The following is a 15,275-nucleotide window of genomic DNA, read 5'->3' on the forward strand; positions in this document are numbered from 1 at the left end:
GGGGCGGCGGCGCGCCGGGCCAGGTCCGGTGCGGCCAGCGCCTCGGCGACGGCGGCGGCCGGTGACAGCCGCCGTCCCTCCGCCCAGGCGACCGCGAAGCCGTTCGGGCGCAGCCGGTCGCGCAGGCCGTCCAGGGCGTCGTCCAGCTCGGCCCGGCGCGGCCCGTCCAGCGCGCTGCCCAGCTCGTCCCGGAGCGTCTCGGCGGCGGCCAGCAGGCCGGCGGCACGTGGCTGCTGGACGGGGGCGGCACGCAGCAGATGGAGCGCGAAGTCCTCCAGTGCGGCGGGCAGTTCGGTCCGTTCGCCGATCGTCCCGTAGAGCCGCAGGCACTCCCGGAGCGCCTGCCCGGCCGCGGCCGGCTCCTCGGCCGTACGGGCCAGCACACCCAGTGCCCCGGCCAGCGCCCGGGCGTCGCCGATCCGCCGGGCCGCCGCCACCGCCCGGTCGAGCAGCTCGGCGGCCCGTTGCCGCTCGCCCCGGGCCAGCAGCACCCGGGCGAGTTCGGTCCCGGCCTCGACGGCCGCCCCGGCGGCGCCGAGCGACTCCAGCGTCTCCAGTGCGGGGCCGAGCGCCGTCTCGGCCCCGGCCAGGTCGTCCAGGCGGCGCAGCGCTCCGCCGAGCCGGGCCGCCAGCAGGGCGTTCAGCCTGCGGTCGCCCAGCGGTCGGCCGGCCGCCAGTGCCGCCCGCTGCCTGCGGACCGCCCCGGCCGGATCGCCGAGCGCCGCCGCGAAGGCGCCGGACAGCTCCAGCAGCCGGGCCCGGACCGGCTCCGGCACCGCCTCGGTGGCCGCCCGGTCGGCCCGGGTCAGCCCCTCGCGCAGGTGACCCCGGGTCAGCCAGGGCAGTCGGCAGGCGAGCAGGGCGGCGGCGGTCGCCTCGGGCTCGCCCCGCTCCCGCAGCCGGTCCAACGCGGCCAGCACGTTGGGGTGTTCGGCCTGGACGGCGTCCAGCCAGCGGCTCTGTTCGGTGCCGGACAGCCGGGGTTCGGCGGCGGCCAGCAGTCGTCGGCACTCCGCCGTCTGCCGGTCCAGCGCCGCCTGCTCCCGGCCGTCGTCGGCCAGTGCGGCCCTGGCGTACGAGCGGATCGGCTCCGGCACGGTGAGCCGGGGGTGCCCCGGCAGGGTCGGCAGTTGGACCACCAGGCCGCGGTCGAGCAGCACATCCAGGTCGGCGGGGCCCAGCCGTTCGGCCGTGGCGGCGGTGAACCCGCCAGGGAAGCAGGCGAGTTGTTCGAGCAGCACGCGGGGCTCCGGGCCCAGACCACGGCAGCTCCAGGCGGCCAGTGCGGCCAGCGAGCGGTGCCGTTCGGGGGCGTCGAACGGGCCGCCGCCGAGGGCGACCCCACGGCGGCGCAGCCGGTCCAGCAGGTCGTGCGGGGTGTGCAGTCGCAGCTGGCGGGCGGCCAACTCCAGGGCGAGCGGCAGCCCTTCGAGCAGCCCGCAGAGCTCGGCGACGGCCCGGGCGTTCTCGGCCGTGAGGGCGAAGGCCGGGTTGGCCTCGCGGGCCCGGCGGACGAACAGTTCGACCGAGGCCACTTCCCGCAGCTCCTCGGGATCGTCGCCCGCCGGTGGCACCGGCAGCGGCGCCACCGGGAAGAGCCGCTCGCCGTACACCCGCAGCGGCTGCTGGCCGGTCGCCAGCACCACCAACCGGTCGTCCCGGCGCAGCAGTTCGGCGACGGCGGTGCCGAGCGGCCCGCCGTGGTGCTCGCAGCCCTCCAGCACCAGCAGCCGCCGGTCGCCCGCGAGGTCCGAAGCCCGTACCGCAGCGGCCGCTGCCTCGGCAGGCGAGCCGACTGTGCTCAGGTCCGCGTACCCGGGCTCGCCGAACAGCTCGGCCAGCTCCGGCCGGACGGCCCGGACCAGCCTGCTCTTGCCCACCCCACCCGGGCCGGTCAGGGTCAGCAGTCGGACCGACGGGTCGCGCAGGCGCCCGACCAGCGCCAGCCGTTCCCACTCCCGCCCGACCAGCTCGACGGCCTGCCACGCCCCGACCGCCACCTGCGAGACCGCCATCGTCGCCCCCTGTCCGAAGTCCACCCTCCAGACTGGCCAGGCCCGCTAAAGGCCGGCTGAAGCCGGTGGTCAGACCAGCGCGGGGGTGAGCGGTGCCGGGCTGCGCAGGCGCCAGACTCCGGGGCGGATCTCCAGGCAGCCGGCCGGGTCGTCGTCCGGGTCGTGCAGGCGGCGCAGCGCGCGCCTGGCATGTGCCTCCAGGCGGCGGTCGCGCAGGATCTGGGCGATCTCCAGGCACTCGGTGAACCGGGACCGGGCCGCGGTCGGCCCGTCCGCCAGCAGGGCGGCCAACGCCAGGGCCCGCAGCACGTGGTAGCGCTCCCGGGGGAGGCCGGGCGGCAGTGCGGCGAGCGCGGAGTTGAGCAGCGCGGTGGCCTCGGCGACCTCGCCGCCGTCCAGCCAGAGGTCGGCCAGCCCGACCAGTGCGCGGCTCCTGGCGACCTGGTCGCCGCAGTCCTCCGCCACCCGCCGGGCCCCCTCGTAGCGGTCCCTGGCCTCCGCCGTCCGCCGGTGCTGCCAGGCCAGATCGCCCAGCGAGCCGAGCAGCCGGGCCTCGCCCGAGCGGTCGCCGAGCTGCCGGGCGGCGTCCAGGGCGAGGGTGTGGGTCTGTTCCCAGGCCCGCCACCGCGCGTGCGACTCCAGATGGCCGGTCAGCGCGGTGGTCAGCCGTACGGTCTGCTCCCAGAGACCGGCCAGATAGGCCTGCCGGACCACCTGGGTGAGCGGGCCGAGCTCCCGGGCGAACCAGTCGGACGGTGCGTCACCGCCGGTGGCCCGGACCATCCGGACGCCCGCCTGACGCGGATTCAGCACGGCGTCCGCCTCCTCGGCGACCCGGACGTAGGCGTCGCACAGCCTCCTGGTCGCCGCCCGTACGGTGTCCTCACCCTCCTCCTCCGCGAGCCGCTCGGCGGCCAGCAGCCGGAGCAGCTCGGGCAGTCGGTACTGTCCTGGCTGTGGACCCTCGTGGTCGGCGGCCAGCAGGTGGTCGTCGACCAGCGCGTCCAGCAGCCGGGCGGTGCCGACCGGGGTGCGCCGGTCGTGCGGGTCCAGGCCGAGCACCGCGCTCACCGCCCACGGCTCGAAGTGGTCGGGCAGCAGGGCGAGCAGCCGGAAGGTCCGGCGTTCGGTGCGGTCGGCGTCCTGGTAGGCGGACAGCAGCCGCTCCCGGACGTCGAGTCCGCCGATCCGGAGCTCGGACAGCCGGGAGCGCCGGTCGCGCAGCCGGGTGGCCAGCGACTCGGCGGACCAGTGCGGCCGGGCGTTCAGCTGCGCGGTGCCGACCCGGATGGCGAGCGGCAACCCGCCGCAGAGCTCCAGCAGTTCGGCCACCGCGGCCGGGTTCTCGGCGGCCCTGGCAGGTCCGGCGGCCGCCTCGAACACGGCCAGCGCCGCGCGCGGGTCGAGCACGTCCAGGACCAGCGGGTGCACCCCGTCCAGCCCGGCGGGCAGCCGACGGCCGGTGACGATCGCGCTGCTGCCCGCCGAGGTGGGCAGCAGCGGGCGCAGCTGGGCCTCCGAGCTGACGTTGTCCAGCACGAGCAACAGCCGCCGCCCGGCCAGCAGTTGCTGCAGGGCCTCCTGAAGGTCGGCCGGGTCGCCGCCGACCGGCACCGGTGCGCCCGCACGGCGCAGCAGTGCCGAGATGGCCGCGGCCGGTTCGAGCCGTCGGCCCGGCTCGGGCCGGAGGTCGAGGAAGAGCTGACCGTGCGGGAACGCGTCGGCGCTGCGGTGGGCGGCGGCCACCGCGAGCGCGGTCTTGCCCACCCCGGGCTGACCGGCCAGCGCCACGAACGCCCCGGGTGGGGCGGCCCGCAACAGCCGGTCGACCTCGGCCAGTTCGTCCTCCCGGCCGGTGAACGCCGGGTCGGCGGGCGGGAGTCCGTGTACCACCGGCAGCTCGGCGAGCACCCCGACGGCCCGGCGCTCACCGGCGGGTTCGGGGGCGGCCAGGCGTTGGTCACCGGCCAGGATGCGCTGGTGCAACTGCTGCACCGGTGCGCCCGGTTCGATCGCCAGCTCGCTCACCAGGGTGCGCCGCAGCGCACCGTACGCCCGGAGCGCCTCGGCCTGCCGGCCGGCCCGGTAGAGCGCCAGCATCAGCTGGCCGTGCAGCTCCTCGCGGAGCGGGAACTCCTCGACCAGGGCGCGGAGTTCGGGGATCAGGTCGCGGTGCCGGCCGAGCTGGAGGTCCGCCAGGATGCGCTGCTCCAGCGCGGCGTTCCTGGCCTCCAGCAGCCGGACCGACGCCGCGTCCAGCAGCGGCCCGTGCGGGGTGTCACCCAGCAGCGGCCCGCGCCAGAGCGCGAGCGCCCGGCCCTGCAGCTCGGCGGCGGCGGCGTGGTCGCCCGCCTCCAGCGCCTCCCGGCCGCGCTGGTAGAGGCCCTCGAAGGTGGTCAGGTCGAGCTGGTCGGCGTCGATCCGGATCCGGTAGCCCCGGGGCTGGGTGAGCAGGACGGGGGCGCCCTCCTCGGGAGCGGCCCGGCGGAAGATCTTGCGCAGTTGGGAGACGTAGACCTGGAGCGTGGTGGTCGCGGTGCGCGGCGGGTCGTCCTGCCAGAGCTCGTCGATCAGGCTGTCGACCGAGACCGTCCCGTTCGCGTTGACCAGCAGGGCACCGAGCACGCCCCGGACCTTGGCCGCGCCGGGGGTGTACGAGACACCGGGCCCGGCCGTCCCCTCGATCTCCAGGGGGCCCAGGATCCTGAACCTCAGTCCGCTCATGTGCACGCCTCGATTCGCCCGGCGCGTGCCGGGCACGACGCAGCTCTCCCGTTGGTCCGCTCGTTGCGCTCGCTCACTTTCGCCCCCGTGGCCGGTCCTGGTGTCGGTGGACTCTCCGACGGCCTGGCCAAGTTGGTCGGAGAAGTACTGGTCGGTCAGAAATCCTGGACGACGGTGGTGCGGGCCTCGGCCACGGCCCGCCGGTGCTGGGTCAGCGTCAGGGTGACCGGGACGGCGGGCCGTCCGGCCGCGTCCCGGCCGAGCTGTCCCGGCACCACCGCGCAGCGCAGTGGCAGACCGGTCTCGGCGTAGCCGCTGACGTGGATGTCGGTGGCCACCAGGGTGGACCGTCCCGGCGCCAGGCCGAAGGCCCGGGACGCCGCCAACAGCGAGGCCTGGCGCAGCGATTCGAGCAGCAGTGTGCCGGAAACGTGCGGTCCGCCGCCGCCCAGCACCGGGTGGTCGGAGCGGCTCAGCACCCAGGTGCTGAGCTGGCCCCGGGAGCTCTCGGTGGGCTCGCTGACCACCACGTTCTGCGGTGCCGCCCGGCCGACCGAGGCAGGCGGCACCGGCCAGGCCGGGCCGTCCGGCTCGTCCGCCAGCTCGGGCGCGGCGCGGACCGCCCAACTGCTGTGCTCCTGATGGGTGCGGTGCAGCACCGGCGGGACGAACACCAGGCCCGCGCTGCCCGTCGCGCACGGCACGTCGTCGATCTGGACGGACAGGTGGAAGTCCAGACCACGCGGCACGCCGTGCACCGAGTTGGCCGGCGTGGCCCGGATGTCGGTGGTCATCCGGGCCGGCCGGGACTCCACCCGCCAGGCCGTCAGATCGGTCAGCTCCAGGCTGAACCGGTAGAACAGGCCCCGGCGTTGCGCGGGTACCCCGAAGTACTGGTGGCCGACGAACTCGCCGATCTCCCGGATCGCCTCGGTGGTCAGCTGGTGGTCGTGGAAGTGGCCCGACCCGTCGTTGAACAGCGGGTGCCTGAGCGGGATCTCACCGGCCAGCACGAAGCGTTCCTCGCCGTTGCTCGGCGCGTCGAGCAGGTAGTGGTCCCAGGACGGCGGGCAGTGGATCAGGTGCCGGATGTCGTGGCCCGTGCCCAGCTCCGCGGTGGCGGCCCGCTCGCCTCTCATACGTCCTCCTCTGGTCCGGCGCCGTGCATCGACCGGGCCGGTTGCCGACCGCCCGTCCGCCAGCGTCGCCGGACCGGCCGGGCCGGGGCCAGCACGGCACGGTGGCAGCAAGTTGACTGGCCAGAACTGCGGGTCAGGGCCTCAGCGACGCTTTAGCCGCACTCATGGGCCCGGCCGGACAGTGGAGTCCGTCGGCAGCGCCAGGTGTTCCCCCCTCCGGAGCGCTCCCGCCCTACGGCCCGCTCCACGGGTTGCCCCCGATCCGTGGAGCAGGGCCGCCCGGGCCTGACGGCCGGCGCTGCCGGTCGTCCAGTCCCACCAGGTGGGCGACCTGGGCCCGGGAGACGATGCCGAGCTTGCGGAAGATCCGGCTCAGGTAGGTCTCCACGGTCTTCGCGCTCACGCCCATCCGGCCGGCTATCTGCTGGTTGGTGCACCCCTCGCTCACCAGCAGTGCCACCTGCGCCTCCCGCCGGCTGAGCCCGGCCAGCCCCGGCTGCTCCGTCCGGTCGGGCCCGGGCTTCACGGGCCCGGGGTCCGCACGTTGTGCAATGAGCTCGGGCCCCGGGGGCGGCCCCGCCGGTACGGCGCCCAGGACGCGCAGCGTCTCCTCGACCCGGCGCTGCCACAGCCGGCCCAGGCCCGCCGCCTCCCGCCCGGCCGCGGCCGCCGCCCGGTGGGCGCCGGGGACGTCCCGTCCGGCGAGCCTGATCCGGCTGTGCCAGAGCAGGGCGTCCACCGCCAGCGGCGGGCTGTTGAACCGTCGCCCGGCCGCCACCGCCAGTACCGCCCGGTCGGCCGCTCCCGCCAGATCCCCGGCGTCCCACCTGGCCCGGGAGAGCCCGAGCGCCGTGCGGCCGAGCAGGTGCCACTGCCCGGAGTCGAGTACGGCTTCGAAGGCCCGGCCGAGCAGGGCCTCGGCCCGGTGCCGCCGACCGAGGTAGAGCTCGGCGTCGGTCAGCCAGCGCACCGACTCCAGCCGGTGCAACGGGAGTTCCTGCCCCGCCAGCCGTTCGGCCGCCGCCCCCGCCACCTCCGCCGCCTCGGCGAACCGCTCCTCGGCGGCGTGCGCGGCGGCCAGCAGCGCCAGCGCGTGGGCCTGCGCGGCCGGGTCGCCCAGCCGGACGGCCCGTACGTACCCGTGCTCGGCCCACTGCACGGCGGTCCGCCCGCCGACCGGGTCACCGACCTCCAATGCGAGCGCGGCCCAGGCGAGTTCGACGTCCTCGACAGTCGCCAGCAGCTCCCGCGCGGCCGCCCAGCGGCCCAGCCCGCGCAGTGCCGAGGACTCCGCCTCGGCCACCGCCTGCTCGGCCCGGCCGCCGTTGCCCACCCTGGCCAGGGCGTACGCCGCCAGCGCCTCCTCGGCCCGCCCGGTCAGCGTCAGCGCCTGGCCCAACCGGCCTGCCCAGTCCGCTGGTTCGTCGGCCCAGCGACGCAGCCGCCGGGCCGCCGTCCCCGGGGCGCGGTACAGGTCAGCGGTCGCCCCGGTCAGCAGCAGCTGACGGTCCGTCGGCCCGAGCGAGGGCGCCCGCTCCAGGTGGGCCGCCAGCAGCTCGGCCGGAGCGCCGGTCCGGCGCAGCGCCGAGAGCGCCCGTCCGGCCGCCCCGTACTGCCAGCCGGCCCGGCCGCCGCGCAGCAGCAGCGCCCGCACCACCGGGTGCCGGAACCGGAAACCGGAGCCTTCGGGCTCCGGTCGCAGGAGTGCCTCGGTCTGCAACTCATCTATCGCGAGCAGTACTTGGGCCAGCGGTAGCCCGGCCACCTCGGCCACCGGCTGCGGCGCGACCGTGCCCCCGAGGGTCGCCGCCGCCCAGGCCGTACGCCAGGCGGTATCGGAGAGCGGGCCGAAGTCGAGTGCGACCGGGCCGCCGCCCGGCGTCGGCTGCGCGGTCGCCAGTTCAAGCGTGCCGACCAGCTCGGGGGCGGACCCGGCGCAGGCCAGGAGCAGCCCGGGCACCCCGGCCGCGTCCCGCAGCAGTACCTGACGGTCCACCGGATCGAGCCCCGGGCCGAGCAGTGCGGCCGCCTCGTGTGCCGCCAGCGGCCCCAACTCCAGGTGCTGCCATGGCTGTCCGCCGCCGGTGCTGCGCAGTGCGGCGAGCCGGTTCGCGGTGGGGGAGTCCCGGTGCGCCAGCACGGTCAGCAGCCGGCCCCTCGGCGGGTGCCGCACCAGGTGGTCGAGCAGATCCAGCGTCAGCGGGTCGGCCCGATGGGCGTCGTCCAGGACCAGCAGCAGCCCCGGCCCGTCCGCCAGCAGTTCCAGTACGCTGCGGACCGCCCGGATCAGCCAGTACTCGTCCGGTGTCCCGACCCCGGCGCCGCCACCGCCCAGGGCGGGGAACACCCGGCTCAGCCGGACCGCCAGTGCACTTGGCAACTCCACACCGGAGTCGGCCAGTTGATCGTCCAGTGCGTCCACCACCAGCTCGAACGGGGTGGCGGGCCCGCTGCGCCCGGCCCGGCCGACGGCCACCCGCCAGCCCTCCGCCCCGGCCAGCGCGGCCAGTTCGGCCAGCAGTCTCGTCTTCCCGATCCAGGGCTCCCCGCCGACCGAGACGATCCGGGCGCGACCGTCCGGCCCGGTGGCGCGGGTGAGGCGCAGGGCCTGTTCCAGCAGCTGCAGTTCCCCCCGTCGCCCCACCAGGGCGTCGCGGTCCGCTTCGGTTCTCATGACCGGAAGCCTGTCCGGGAAGCCCCTGACACGCCAAGCATCCGACGCTGTCAGGTACCGGAGTGGCAGCAAGTCCCCCGAGGGATCGGTGCTGTTGGGGAGCTCGGCCACGTTCTGTGGGGGAGAACCCCGACTGGCCGGGGTCGTTTCCGGCCGCGATCCTCGGGAGTCATGGCCATCGAATCCGGGGAACTCGCACCTCCCGTCCAGGGCACGGCCAAGCAGCCGTACCCAGCGCCCTCCGACGCGTCCGCCGAAGCCCCCGAGCGCTCCCGCCGGGTGCGCTGGGGCTACGCCGCCGGCTCCCTGGTGACCGGCACCTTCAACACCCTGCCCGGCCTGCTCCTGCTGCCGTACCTGACCGACACGCTCGGAGTGGGCGCGGCGCTGGCCGGTCTGATCGTGCTGCTCCCCAAGGTCTGGAGCGCGGTGCTCAACCCGCTGGCCGGACGTCTCACCGACCGCACCTCGAGCCGCTGGGGCGCCCGCCGCCCGTACGTGCTGTTCGGCGGCCTCGCGGTGGCCTTCTTCCTGGCCACCACCTTCGCCGGGTTCGCCGGGGGCTCGGCCGGTGTCTGGCTGACGGCGGCCGGATTCCTGTGCACCGCCACCGCGTTCGGCTTCTTCCAGGTCCCGTACGCGGCCATCCCGGCCGACATCACCCACCGCACCGAGGACCGGATCCGGCTGGTCGGCGGCCGGGTCGCGGTGATCGGCCTGGCCGCGCTGGTGGCCGGCGCGGTCGGTCCGGCCGTGGTCGAGGCGGCGGGCGGCGGCGTCGCCGGGCACCGCTGGGCCGGCCTGTTCGGGGCCGGGGTGGTGGTGGTCGGCGCGCTCGCGGCCTTCCTGGGCACGGCCCGGGCCCGGAGCCGGCAGGTGCTGTCGAGTGAGCCCAGCCTGCGCCGCCAGCTCGCGGTCGCCCGCGCCAACAGGCCGTTCCGGGTGCTGTTCGCCTGCGCGGTGGTGCAGACCCTGGCGACCGGCTGCTTCCTGGCCGGCGCACCGTACTTCGCCCGGCACGTGATCGGCGACCCGACCGCGACCGGTGTCGCGGTGGCGGCGTACGTAGCCCCCAACCTGCTCGCCGTCGGGCTCTGGTCCAAGCTGGCCGCCCGGCTCGGCAACCGGGCCGGTTACACCATCGCCAACCTGCTGTTCCTGACGGGCTGTCTGACCCTGCTGGCCGCCCCGGCCCTGCCGGTCGCGCTGGCGCTGCTGCTCTGGGGAGTGGCGGGCGCAGGCCACGCCGGGCAGCTGCTCTGCGCGTACGCGATGCTCCCCGAGTACATCGCCCGGGACACCGCCCGCACCGGCCGCCAGCAGGCCGGGGTGTTCTCCGGGGTCTTCGCCACCGGCGAGGTGCTCGGTCTGGCGCTCGGCTCCTTCGCCTACGGGCTGGTGCTCCAGGCGTTCGGCTACGTCTCCTCCGACACCGGCCACGCCGCCGCCCAGTCCGCCGGCGCCGAGCTCGGCGTACTGCTCGGCGTCACCGTACTCCCGGCACTCGCCACCGTCGGGCTGCTGGCCCTGCACCTTCGCCGGTCCCCCTATCGTCCGACCATCGACATATAGCGACGGCAGCCCTATGCTCGGCCCATGACCGAACGTCAACTCCAGGAGCCGACCAGGCTCGTACTCACCGCGCTGGCCGATGCCCCCCGGCACGGGTACGCGATCATCCAGGAGGTACTGGCGATCTCGGGCGGCAGCAGCCGTCTGAGCACCGGCACCCTCTACACCGCGCTGGACCGGCTGCTCCAGCAGGGTCTGGTCCGGATCGAGAGCGAGCAGGTGGTCAGCGGACGGATGCGCCGCACCTTCGCCCTCACCGACCAGGGTCAGCACCTGCTGGCGGAGGAGGCCGACCGGCTCCGGACGGCCGCCGCCGAGGTCGAACGCCGACTCGCCACTGCGCGGCTGCGCCTGAACGGAGCGACCGGATGAGCGCCGTGACGAATGGTTGGGGGAGCGACCACGTCGCCCCGCAGCCGGGCCGCCTGCTGATCGGCCTCTATCCCGCCCGCTACCGGGCCGCCCACGGCGAGGACATCGCCGCGGTCTTCGCCGATGCCACCGAAGGGCAGTCCCGGCGCGCGGTGCTCCGGGAGCGCCGCGACCTCGCCACGCACGCCCTGCGGTTGCGGCTGCGGATCGGCCCGACCGACCCGGCCGGCCGGGTGCTGGCCGGGGCCGCCCCGGTCGCGCTCGCCCTCGCGGCCGGGGTCGCCCTGTACTTCCTGCTGCCCGAGCTGCGCGAGATGGTGTACCGGATCCGTCACCCGCACCCCGGCCTCGGCCTCGGCCACGCCCTCCTGAACGCAGGAATCGAACTGGCCTTCACCGCGCCGTGGTTGATCGCCCTCGTGCTCGCCGTGCTGGGCCGGTGGCGGGCCGCCCGGATCGCGGGTGCGGTGGCCACCCTGCTGGGCCTCGGTGTGATGGCCCTGTTCATGCAGTTCCACTACATGGCAGGGGAGATGGCGGGCACGGCCCTGGTCGGCGCCCTGGTGCTGCTCGCACCGGCCGACCTGGTGGACGTCACGCAGCGGGGCCGGTGGGAGATGGTCGGGATCGCGCTCGGAGCCGGGCTCCCGATGATCGCGGTGACTGAGTTCTGGTACGAGCTGTACTGGGGAACCTCGCTGTCCCTCGCGGGCCTGCTGCCGATCTGGCTGAGCGTGGTGACGGCGGCGGCCCTGCTGGGCCGGCTGTCCGCCCGTCGGCCCGACCGGCTCCTGGCGTTCGGCGTCGGGCTCGGGGTGCTGCCCTGGCTGATGCCGTTCGCGGTCGCCGTCATCGTTTACGGGGCGGTGCCACTGCCCACGCTGCTCCGTTACGGGGGCGCCTACCTCGCCCCGTTCGGTGCGGCCGTGGCACTGGCCGGACTCGTCCACCTCGCCCGCCGGGTCCGGACGACCGAACCGTCCGACCCCGCCTGAGAGCCACCGAGCGCAGGCCGCCCCTGACCTCGCGTCAGGGGCGGTCTGCGTGCGTTCAGTTGCTCGCGGGCCCGGTCCAGCCGGCCGGGACGTGCCCGAGGCGGACCCGCTGGGGGTGGTCGCCGACAGCCGTGGTGGCGGTCCGCAGGCCGGTCGCGAAGTCGATCGCGGTGACCTGGTCGGCGCCGCTCTCGGAGATGATGCAGGACCTGCCGTCGCCGCTCACGGTCGCCCAGTACGGCTTCGAGGCGGGCACCAGCGGCCCTTCCTGCAGGGTGGCGCGGTCCACCACGGTCGCGTAGTCGTCCATGGTGCCCGCCACGCACAGCTTGTCCCCGGCCGGGCTGACCGAGAGGCCGTGGTGCCGGGAGTCGTTCACCCAGGTGGTGCGGTCCTCGCTGGTCGCGGGGTTCTTCGGCAGGGTCTTCACCCGGGTGATCCGGTCGGCGGCGACGTCGTACTCGACCAGGCCGTTGAAGAACGAGACCTGAAACCAGAGCGCCGAGCCGTCGGGAGCGAAGGCGGCCGGCCGGACGGCGTCGGACAGGTCGGGGCGGCCGAACGCGTCCAGCCGTTCGCGCATGTCGATCACCTTGACCGGGGCGTACGTCCTCGCGTCGACCACGGTGATCCGGCGGTCCCCCTTCGTCCAGTCCAGCCAGGGGGCGTCGAGGGCGGTGTTGACCTCGCCGATCGACATGTTCCAGATCCGGGTGCCGCCGTCGGCGAACAGGTTCTCGTGTGGCTTGTCGCCGGTGCCGAACGAGCCGAGCTGCGCGCCGGTCCTGATGTCCAGCACGTGCACGGTGTTCGAGGTGGAGGCGGAGACCGCCACCCGGCTGCCGTCCGGCGAGACCGCCATGTGGTCGGAGCGGTAACCCGACACCGGGAAGCGCCAGTTGATCCGTCCGCTGCCGAGGTCGATGGACACCACGTCGGCGAAGCTCGGACGGGAGACCACCACCGAGGAGCCGTCCGGCGTCGAGTACATGTCGTCGACGAACTGGTCGTGCCCCTCGCCCGGTCCCAGCCGGATGCCGAGGAAGTAGGCCAGCTTCACCGGGTTGAGGTAGATCTCGGTGAGCCGCTGGTCCTTGTCCGGCACCACGTTCACCCGGCCGATCCTGGCCAGGTCACCGCTGGAGCGGATGACGTCGGCGGTGCCGTCCCAGTTGTTGCCCACGAACATCACCTCCCGCAGGGCGGTGCCACCCGGTTCGGCGTTCGCCGTCGCGGCGGTGCCGGTGACCAGCAGGCCGAGCGCGGCCGCGATGCCGCCGAGAGCTCGAACGTGCCGCGGACTGGAACTCCTGGAACGCCTGGATTCGGTGCGGGACATCGCGGCTCCTTCGCCGGTGCACACGGGAAGTCTGAAACGACGGGTAGTCAGATTGGCGCTACTCGACGGTAAGGAAGGCATGGCGACCCTGGCAAGACCCCGGTACGCGACAATCGGTCCAGGCTGCGAAAGGCGGGGCGGGGCGGTGGGACAGGCCACGGGTACGTACGGCGGCAGGTCGGCGCAGGAGCGGCGGGCCGAGCGGCGGGAGCGCTTCCTGGCCGCCGCGCTGCAGCAGTTCGGCGACCGGCCCGGCTACCGGGCGGCCTCGGTGGCGGGGGTGTGCGAGGCGGCCGGGCTGTCGACCCGTCAGTTCTACGAGGAGTTCCGCAACCTGGAGCAGGTGCTCGCGGCTCTGCACCTGCTGGTCAACGACCGGACCGAGCAGGCCGTCCTGCAAGTCCTCACCGACACCGCCGGCCTCAGCTTCGAGCAGCGGATCGGTGCCGTGCTGCGCGCCTACATCACGGCCGCCACCGACGACCGGCGCCGGCTGCGGATCGCCTTCGTCGAGATCATCGGCGTCAGCGAGGAGTTGGAGCGCCAGCGGCTGACCCGCCGCTCGCGCTGGGTGGAGCTGATCGTCGCGGAGGCCGAGGCCGCCGTCGGCCGGGGCGAGATCGGGCCCCGGGACTTCCGGATCGCGGCCACCGCGTTCATCGGCGCGGTCAACGGCCTGCTGCACGACTGGACGGCCGGCCAGTTCGAGGCCACCCTCGGCCAGGTCGTCGACGAGCTGGTGGCCCTGCTGCTCGGATCGGTCCGCCGACCGGGGGCCTGAACGCCACGGTGCCACGGTGGCGTCACCCTGATGTGGATCTGGCGCCACCATGGCTCAACCTGCTCCCACCTGCGCAGATGGCCCTAGTCGGACCCTCTTGGCACACTGCCCGCACCACGCTGCGCCAAGAGTGGTGCCACATTGGCTCGACATGGCGCCATTCCCGTGCCATGATTACGGCATGGACCTCACCCCGTATGTCGACACCCTCCGCCGCGAGCTCGCGGTGGCTGCCGAAGCCGGCGGCGACGAAGCCCGCGAGCTGGCCGAGCGGCTCACCGCTCCGCTGGAGTCGGCGACCCGGCTGACCATGCTGCACGTGCTCTCCGCCGCGATGGACGAGATCACCCGTGAACTCGCCCCCGGCTCGGTCGACGTACGGCTGCGCGGGCTGGACCCCGACTTCGTGGTGACCCTGCCGCCGACCGAGGGCAGCGCCCCTGTGGCGCCGACCGCGCCGGTCGAACCGCTGACGGCGCCGGCCGAGGGTGACGAGGGCGGCACCGCCCGGGTCAACCTGCGCCTGCCGGCCCACCTCAAGGCCCGCGCCGAGGAGACGGCGGCCCGCGAGGGCCTGTCGGTCAACGCGTGGCTGGTCCGGGCGGTGTCGGCGGCGGTCGACGGCGGCACCCGGCCGCGTACGACGGAGAAGGCCCAGACGGTCGGCCAGGGCTACACGGGCTGGGTCCGCTAGCGGCACCTCCGCCTGCACCACTGCACTCGCACCGCGTCACCCACACCACTTCACCCACACCACGTCCCACCAGCGGGGACATCCTGAAGAGCCAAGAGGACGGGACAGCCATGCCTTCTTTCGACACTCCCGAACCGATCTCGGTCACCGCGCACGTGGAGGCCGGTTCCATCCAGCTCACCGCGGGCGACCGCACCGAGACCGTGGTCCAGGTGCGACCCCGCGACCCCAAGAAGGACCGGGACGTGCGGACGGCCGACCAGACCCAGGTCACGTACTCGAGCGGCGTACTGACCGTCAGGACGCCCAAGTCCAACCTGCTCGGCCTCGGCCGCACCGGCACCGTCGATGTGACGGTCGAACTGCCCACGGGCTCGCACATCGACCTGACCGGTGCCTGGACCCAGGTGTTGGGCGAGGGCCGGCTCGGCGAGGTCCGGGTGAAGACCTCCTCCGGCGACGCCCGCCTCGACACCACCGGTCCGCTGCACCTGACCGCCTCGCACGGCTCGATCACCGTCGACCGGGTCGAGGGCAAGGCCGAGATCACCACCAGCTCCGGCAGCATCCGGGTCGGCCTGGTCGACGGCTCCGCCGTCCTGAAGAACTCACACGGCACCACCACCGTCGGCGCCGCGACCGGCGAGCTGCGGGTGAGTGGCGCCAACGGCGACATCGACATCACCCGGGCCGAGAGCTCGGTCACCGCCACCACCGCCCACGGCACCCTGCGGGTGGGTGAAGTGGCCCGGGGCACCGTCCAGTTGGAGACCTCCTACGGCGCCATCGAGGTCGGCATCCGCGAGGGCACCGCCGCCTGGTTGGACGTCAACTCGGGCGCCGGCCAGGTGCGCAACACGCTCACCGCGTCCGAGAGCCCGGAGCAGGCCGAGGACAGCGTCAAGATCCGCGCCCGCACCCGCTACGGCAACATCGACGTGCGCCGCGCCCGGGCCTGACCACCCGCGCC

11 protein-coding genes are annotated in these 15,275 nt (G+C 74.8%); 6 read left to right on the top strand and 5 right to left on the bottom strand.

Annotation, left to right across the window (positions count from 1 at the left end):
• From ACXJMZ_RS30815 to ACXJMZ_RS30830, 4 genes are all read right to left on the bottom strand, one after another.
• Window positions 1–2,015 (bottom strand): ATP-binding protein (locus ACXJMZ_RS30815; protein WP_457033317.1); only part of this gene is annotated, 2,015 nt, incomplete at its 3' end.
• A gap of 69 nt (window positions 2,016–2,084) precedes the next feature.
• Entirely contained in the window at window positions 2,085–4,739 is a 2,655-nt protein-coding gene (locus ACXJMZ_RS30820; protein ID WP_457033318.1) for an AfsR/SARP family transcriptional regulator, read from the bottom strand.
• Between the two features lie 155 nt (window positions 4,740–4,894).
• Entirely contained in the window at window positions 4,895–5,878 is a 984-nt protein-coding gene (locus ACXJMZ_RS30825; protein WP_457033319.1) for an AfsA-related hotdog domain-containing protein, read from the bottom strand.
• Between the two features lie 232 nt (window positions 5,879–6,110).
• Complete coding sequence (locus ACXJMZ_RS30830) at window positions 6,111–8,552, bottom strand: AAA family ATPase (RefSeq protein ID WP_457033320.1); 2,442 nt, start codon at window positions 8,550–8,552, stop codon at window positions 6,111–6,113.
• A gap of 171 nt (window positions 8,553–8,723) precedes the next feature.
• Between ACXJMZ_RS30830 and ACXJMZ_RS30835 the strand changes: the two genes are divergently transcribed.
• From ACXJMZ_RS30835 to ACXJMZ_RS30845, 3 genes are read left to right on the top strand one after another with little or no spacing between them, the layout of a single operon-like run.
• Complete coding sequence (locus ACXJMZ_RS30835) at window positions 8,724–10,124, top strand: MFS transporter (protein WP_457033321.1); 1,401 nt, start codon at window positions 8,724–8,726, stop codon at window positions 10,122–10,124.
• A 24-nt stretch (window positions 10,125–10,148) separates the two neighbouring features.
• Window positions 10,149–10,496 carry a PadR family transcriptional regulator gene (locus ACXJMZ_RS30840; RefSeq protein ID WP_457033322.1) on the top strand — a complete coding sequence of 116 codons (348 nt, stop codon included), beginning with the start codon at window positions 10,149–10,151 and terminating at the stop codon, window positions 10,494–10,496.
• Window positions 10,493–11,491 carry a hypothetical protein gene (locus ACXJMZ_RS30845; RefSeq protein WP_457033323.1) on the top strand — a complete coding sequence of 333 codons (999 nt, stop codon included), beginning with the start codon at window positions 10,493–10,495 and terminating at the stop codon, window positions 11,489–11,491. The genes ACXJMZ_RS30840 and ACXJMZ_RS30845 overlap by 4 nt, the downstream gene beginning before the upstream one ends.
• Window positions 11,492–11,546: 55 nt before the next feature.
• Here the strand turns inward: ACXJMZ_RS30845 and ACXJMZ_RS30850 are convergent, their stop codons facing one another.
• Window positions 11,547–12,830 (bottom strand): YncE family protein, encoded by a 1,284-nt coding sequence (locus ACXJMZ_RS30850; protein ID WP_457033324.1) that lies wholly within the window; start codon window positions 12,828–12,830, stop codon window positions 11,547–11,549.
• Window positions 12,831–12,909: 79 nt separating this feature from the next.
• Here ACXJMZ_RS30850 and ACXJMZ_RS30855 point away from each other — a divergent pair, with 79 nt between their 5' ends.
• The 3 genes from ACXJMZ_RS30855 to ACXJMZ_RS30865 all read left to right on the top strand — a co-directional run bounded on the left by ACXJMZ_RS30855 (window position 12,910) and on the right by ACXJMZ_RS30865 (window position 15,264).
• Window positions 12,910–13,611, top strand: coding sequence for a TetR/AcrR family transcriptional regulator (locus ACXJMZ_RS30855; protein ID WP_457033325.1), 702 nt, complete (start codon window positions 12,910–12,912; stop codon window positions 13,609–13,611).
• Between the two features lie 181 nt (window positions 13,612–13,792).
• Window positions 13,793–14,305, top strand: a complete 513-nt coding sequence (locus tag ACXJMZ_RS30860) for a hypothetical protein (RefSeq protein ID WP_457033326.1) — start codon at window positions 13,793–13,795, stop codon at window positions 14,303–14,305.
• A 110-nt stretch (window positions 14,306–14,415) separates the two neighbouring features.
• Entirely contained in the window at window positions 14,416–15,264 is an 849-nt protein-coding gene (locus ACXJMZ_RS30865; RefSeq protein WP_457033327.1) for a DUF4097 family beta strand repeat-containing protein, read from the top strand.
• The last annotated feature ends 11 nt before the right edge of the window (window positions 15,265–15,275 follow it).

This window comes from Kitasatospora sp. P5_F3, from assembly GCF_054049135.1.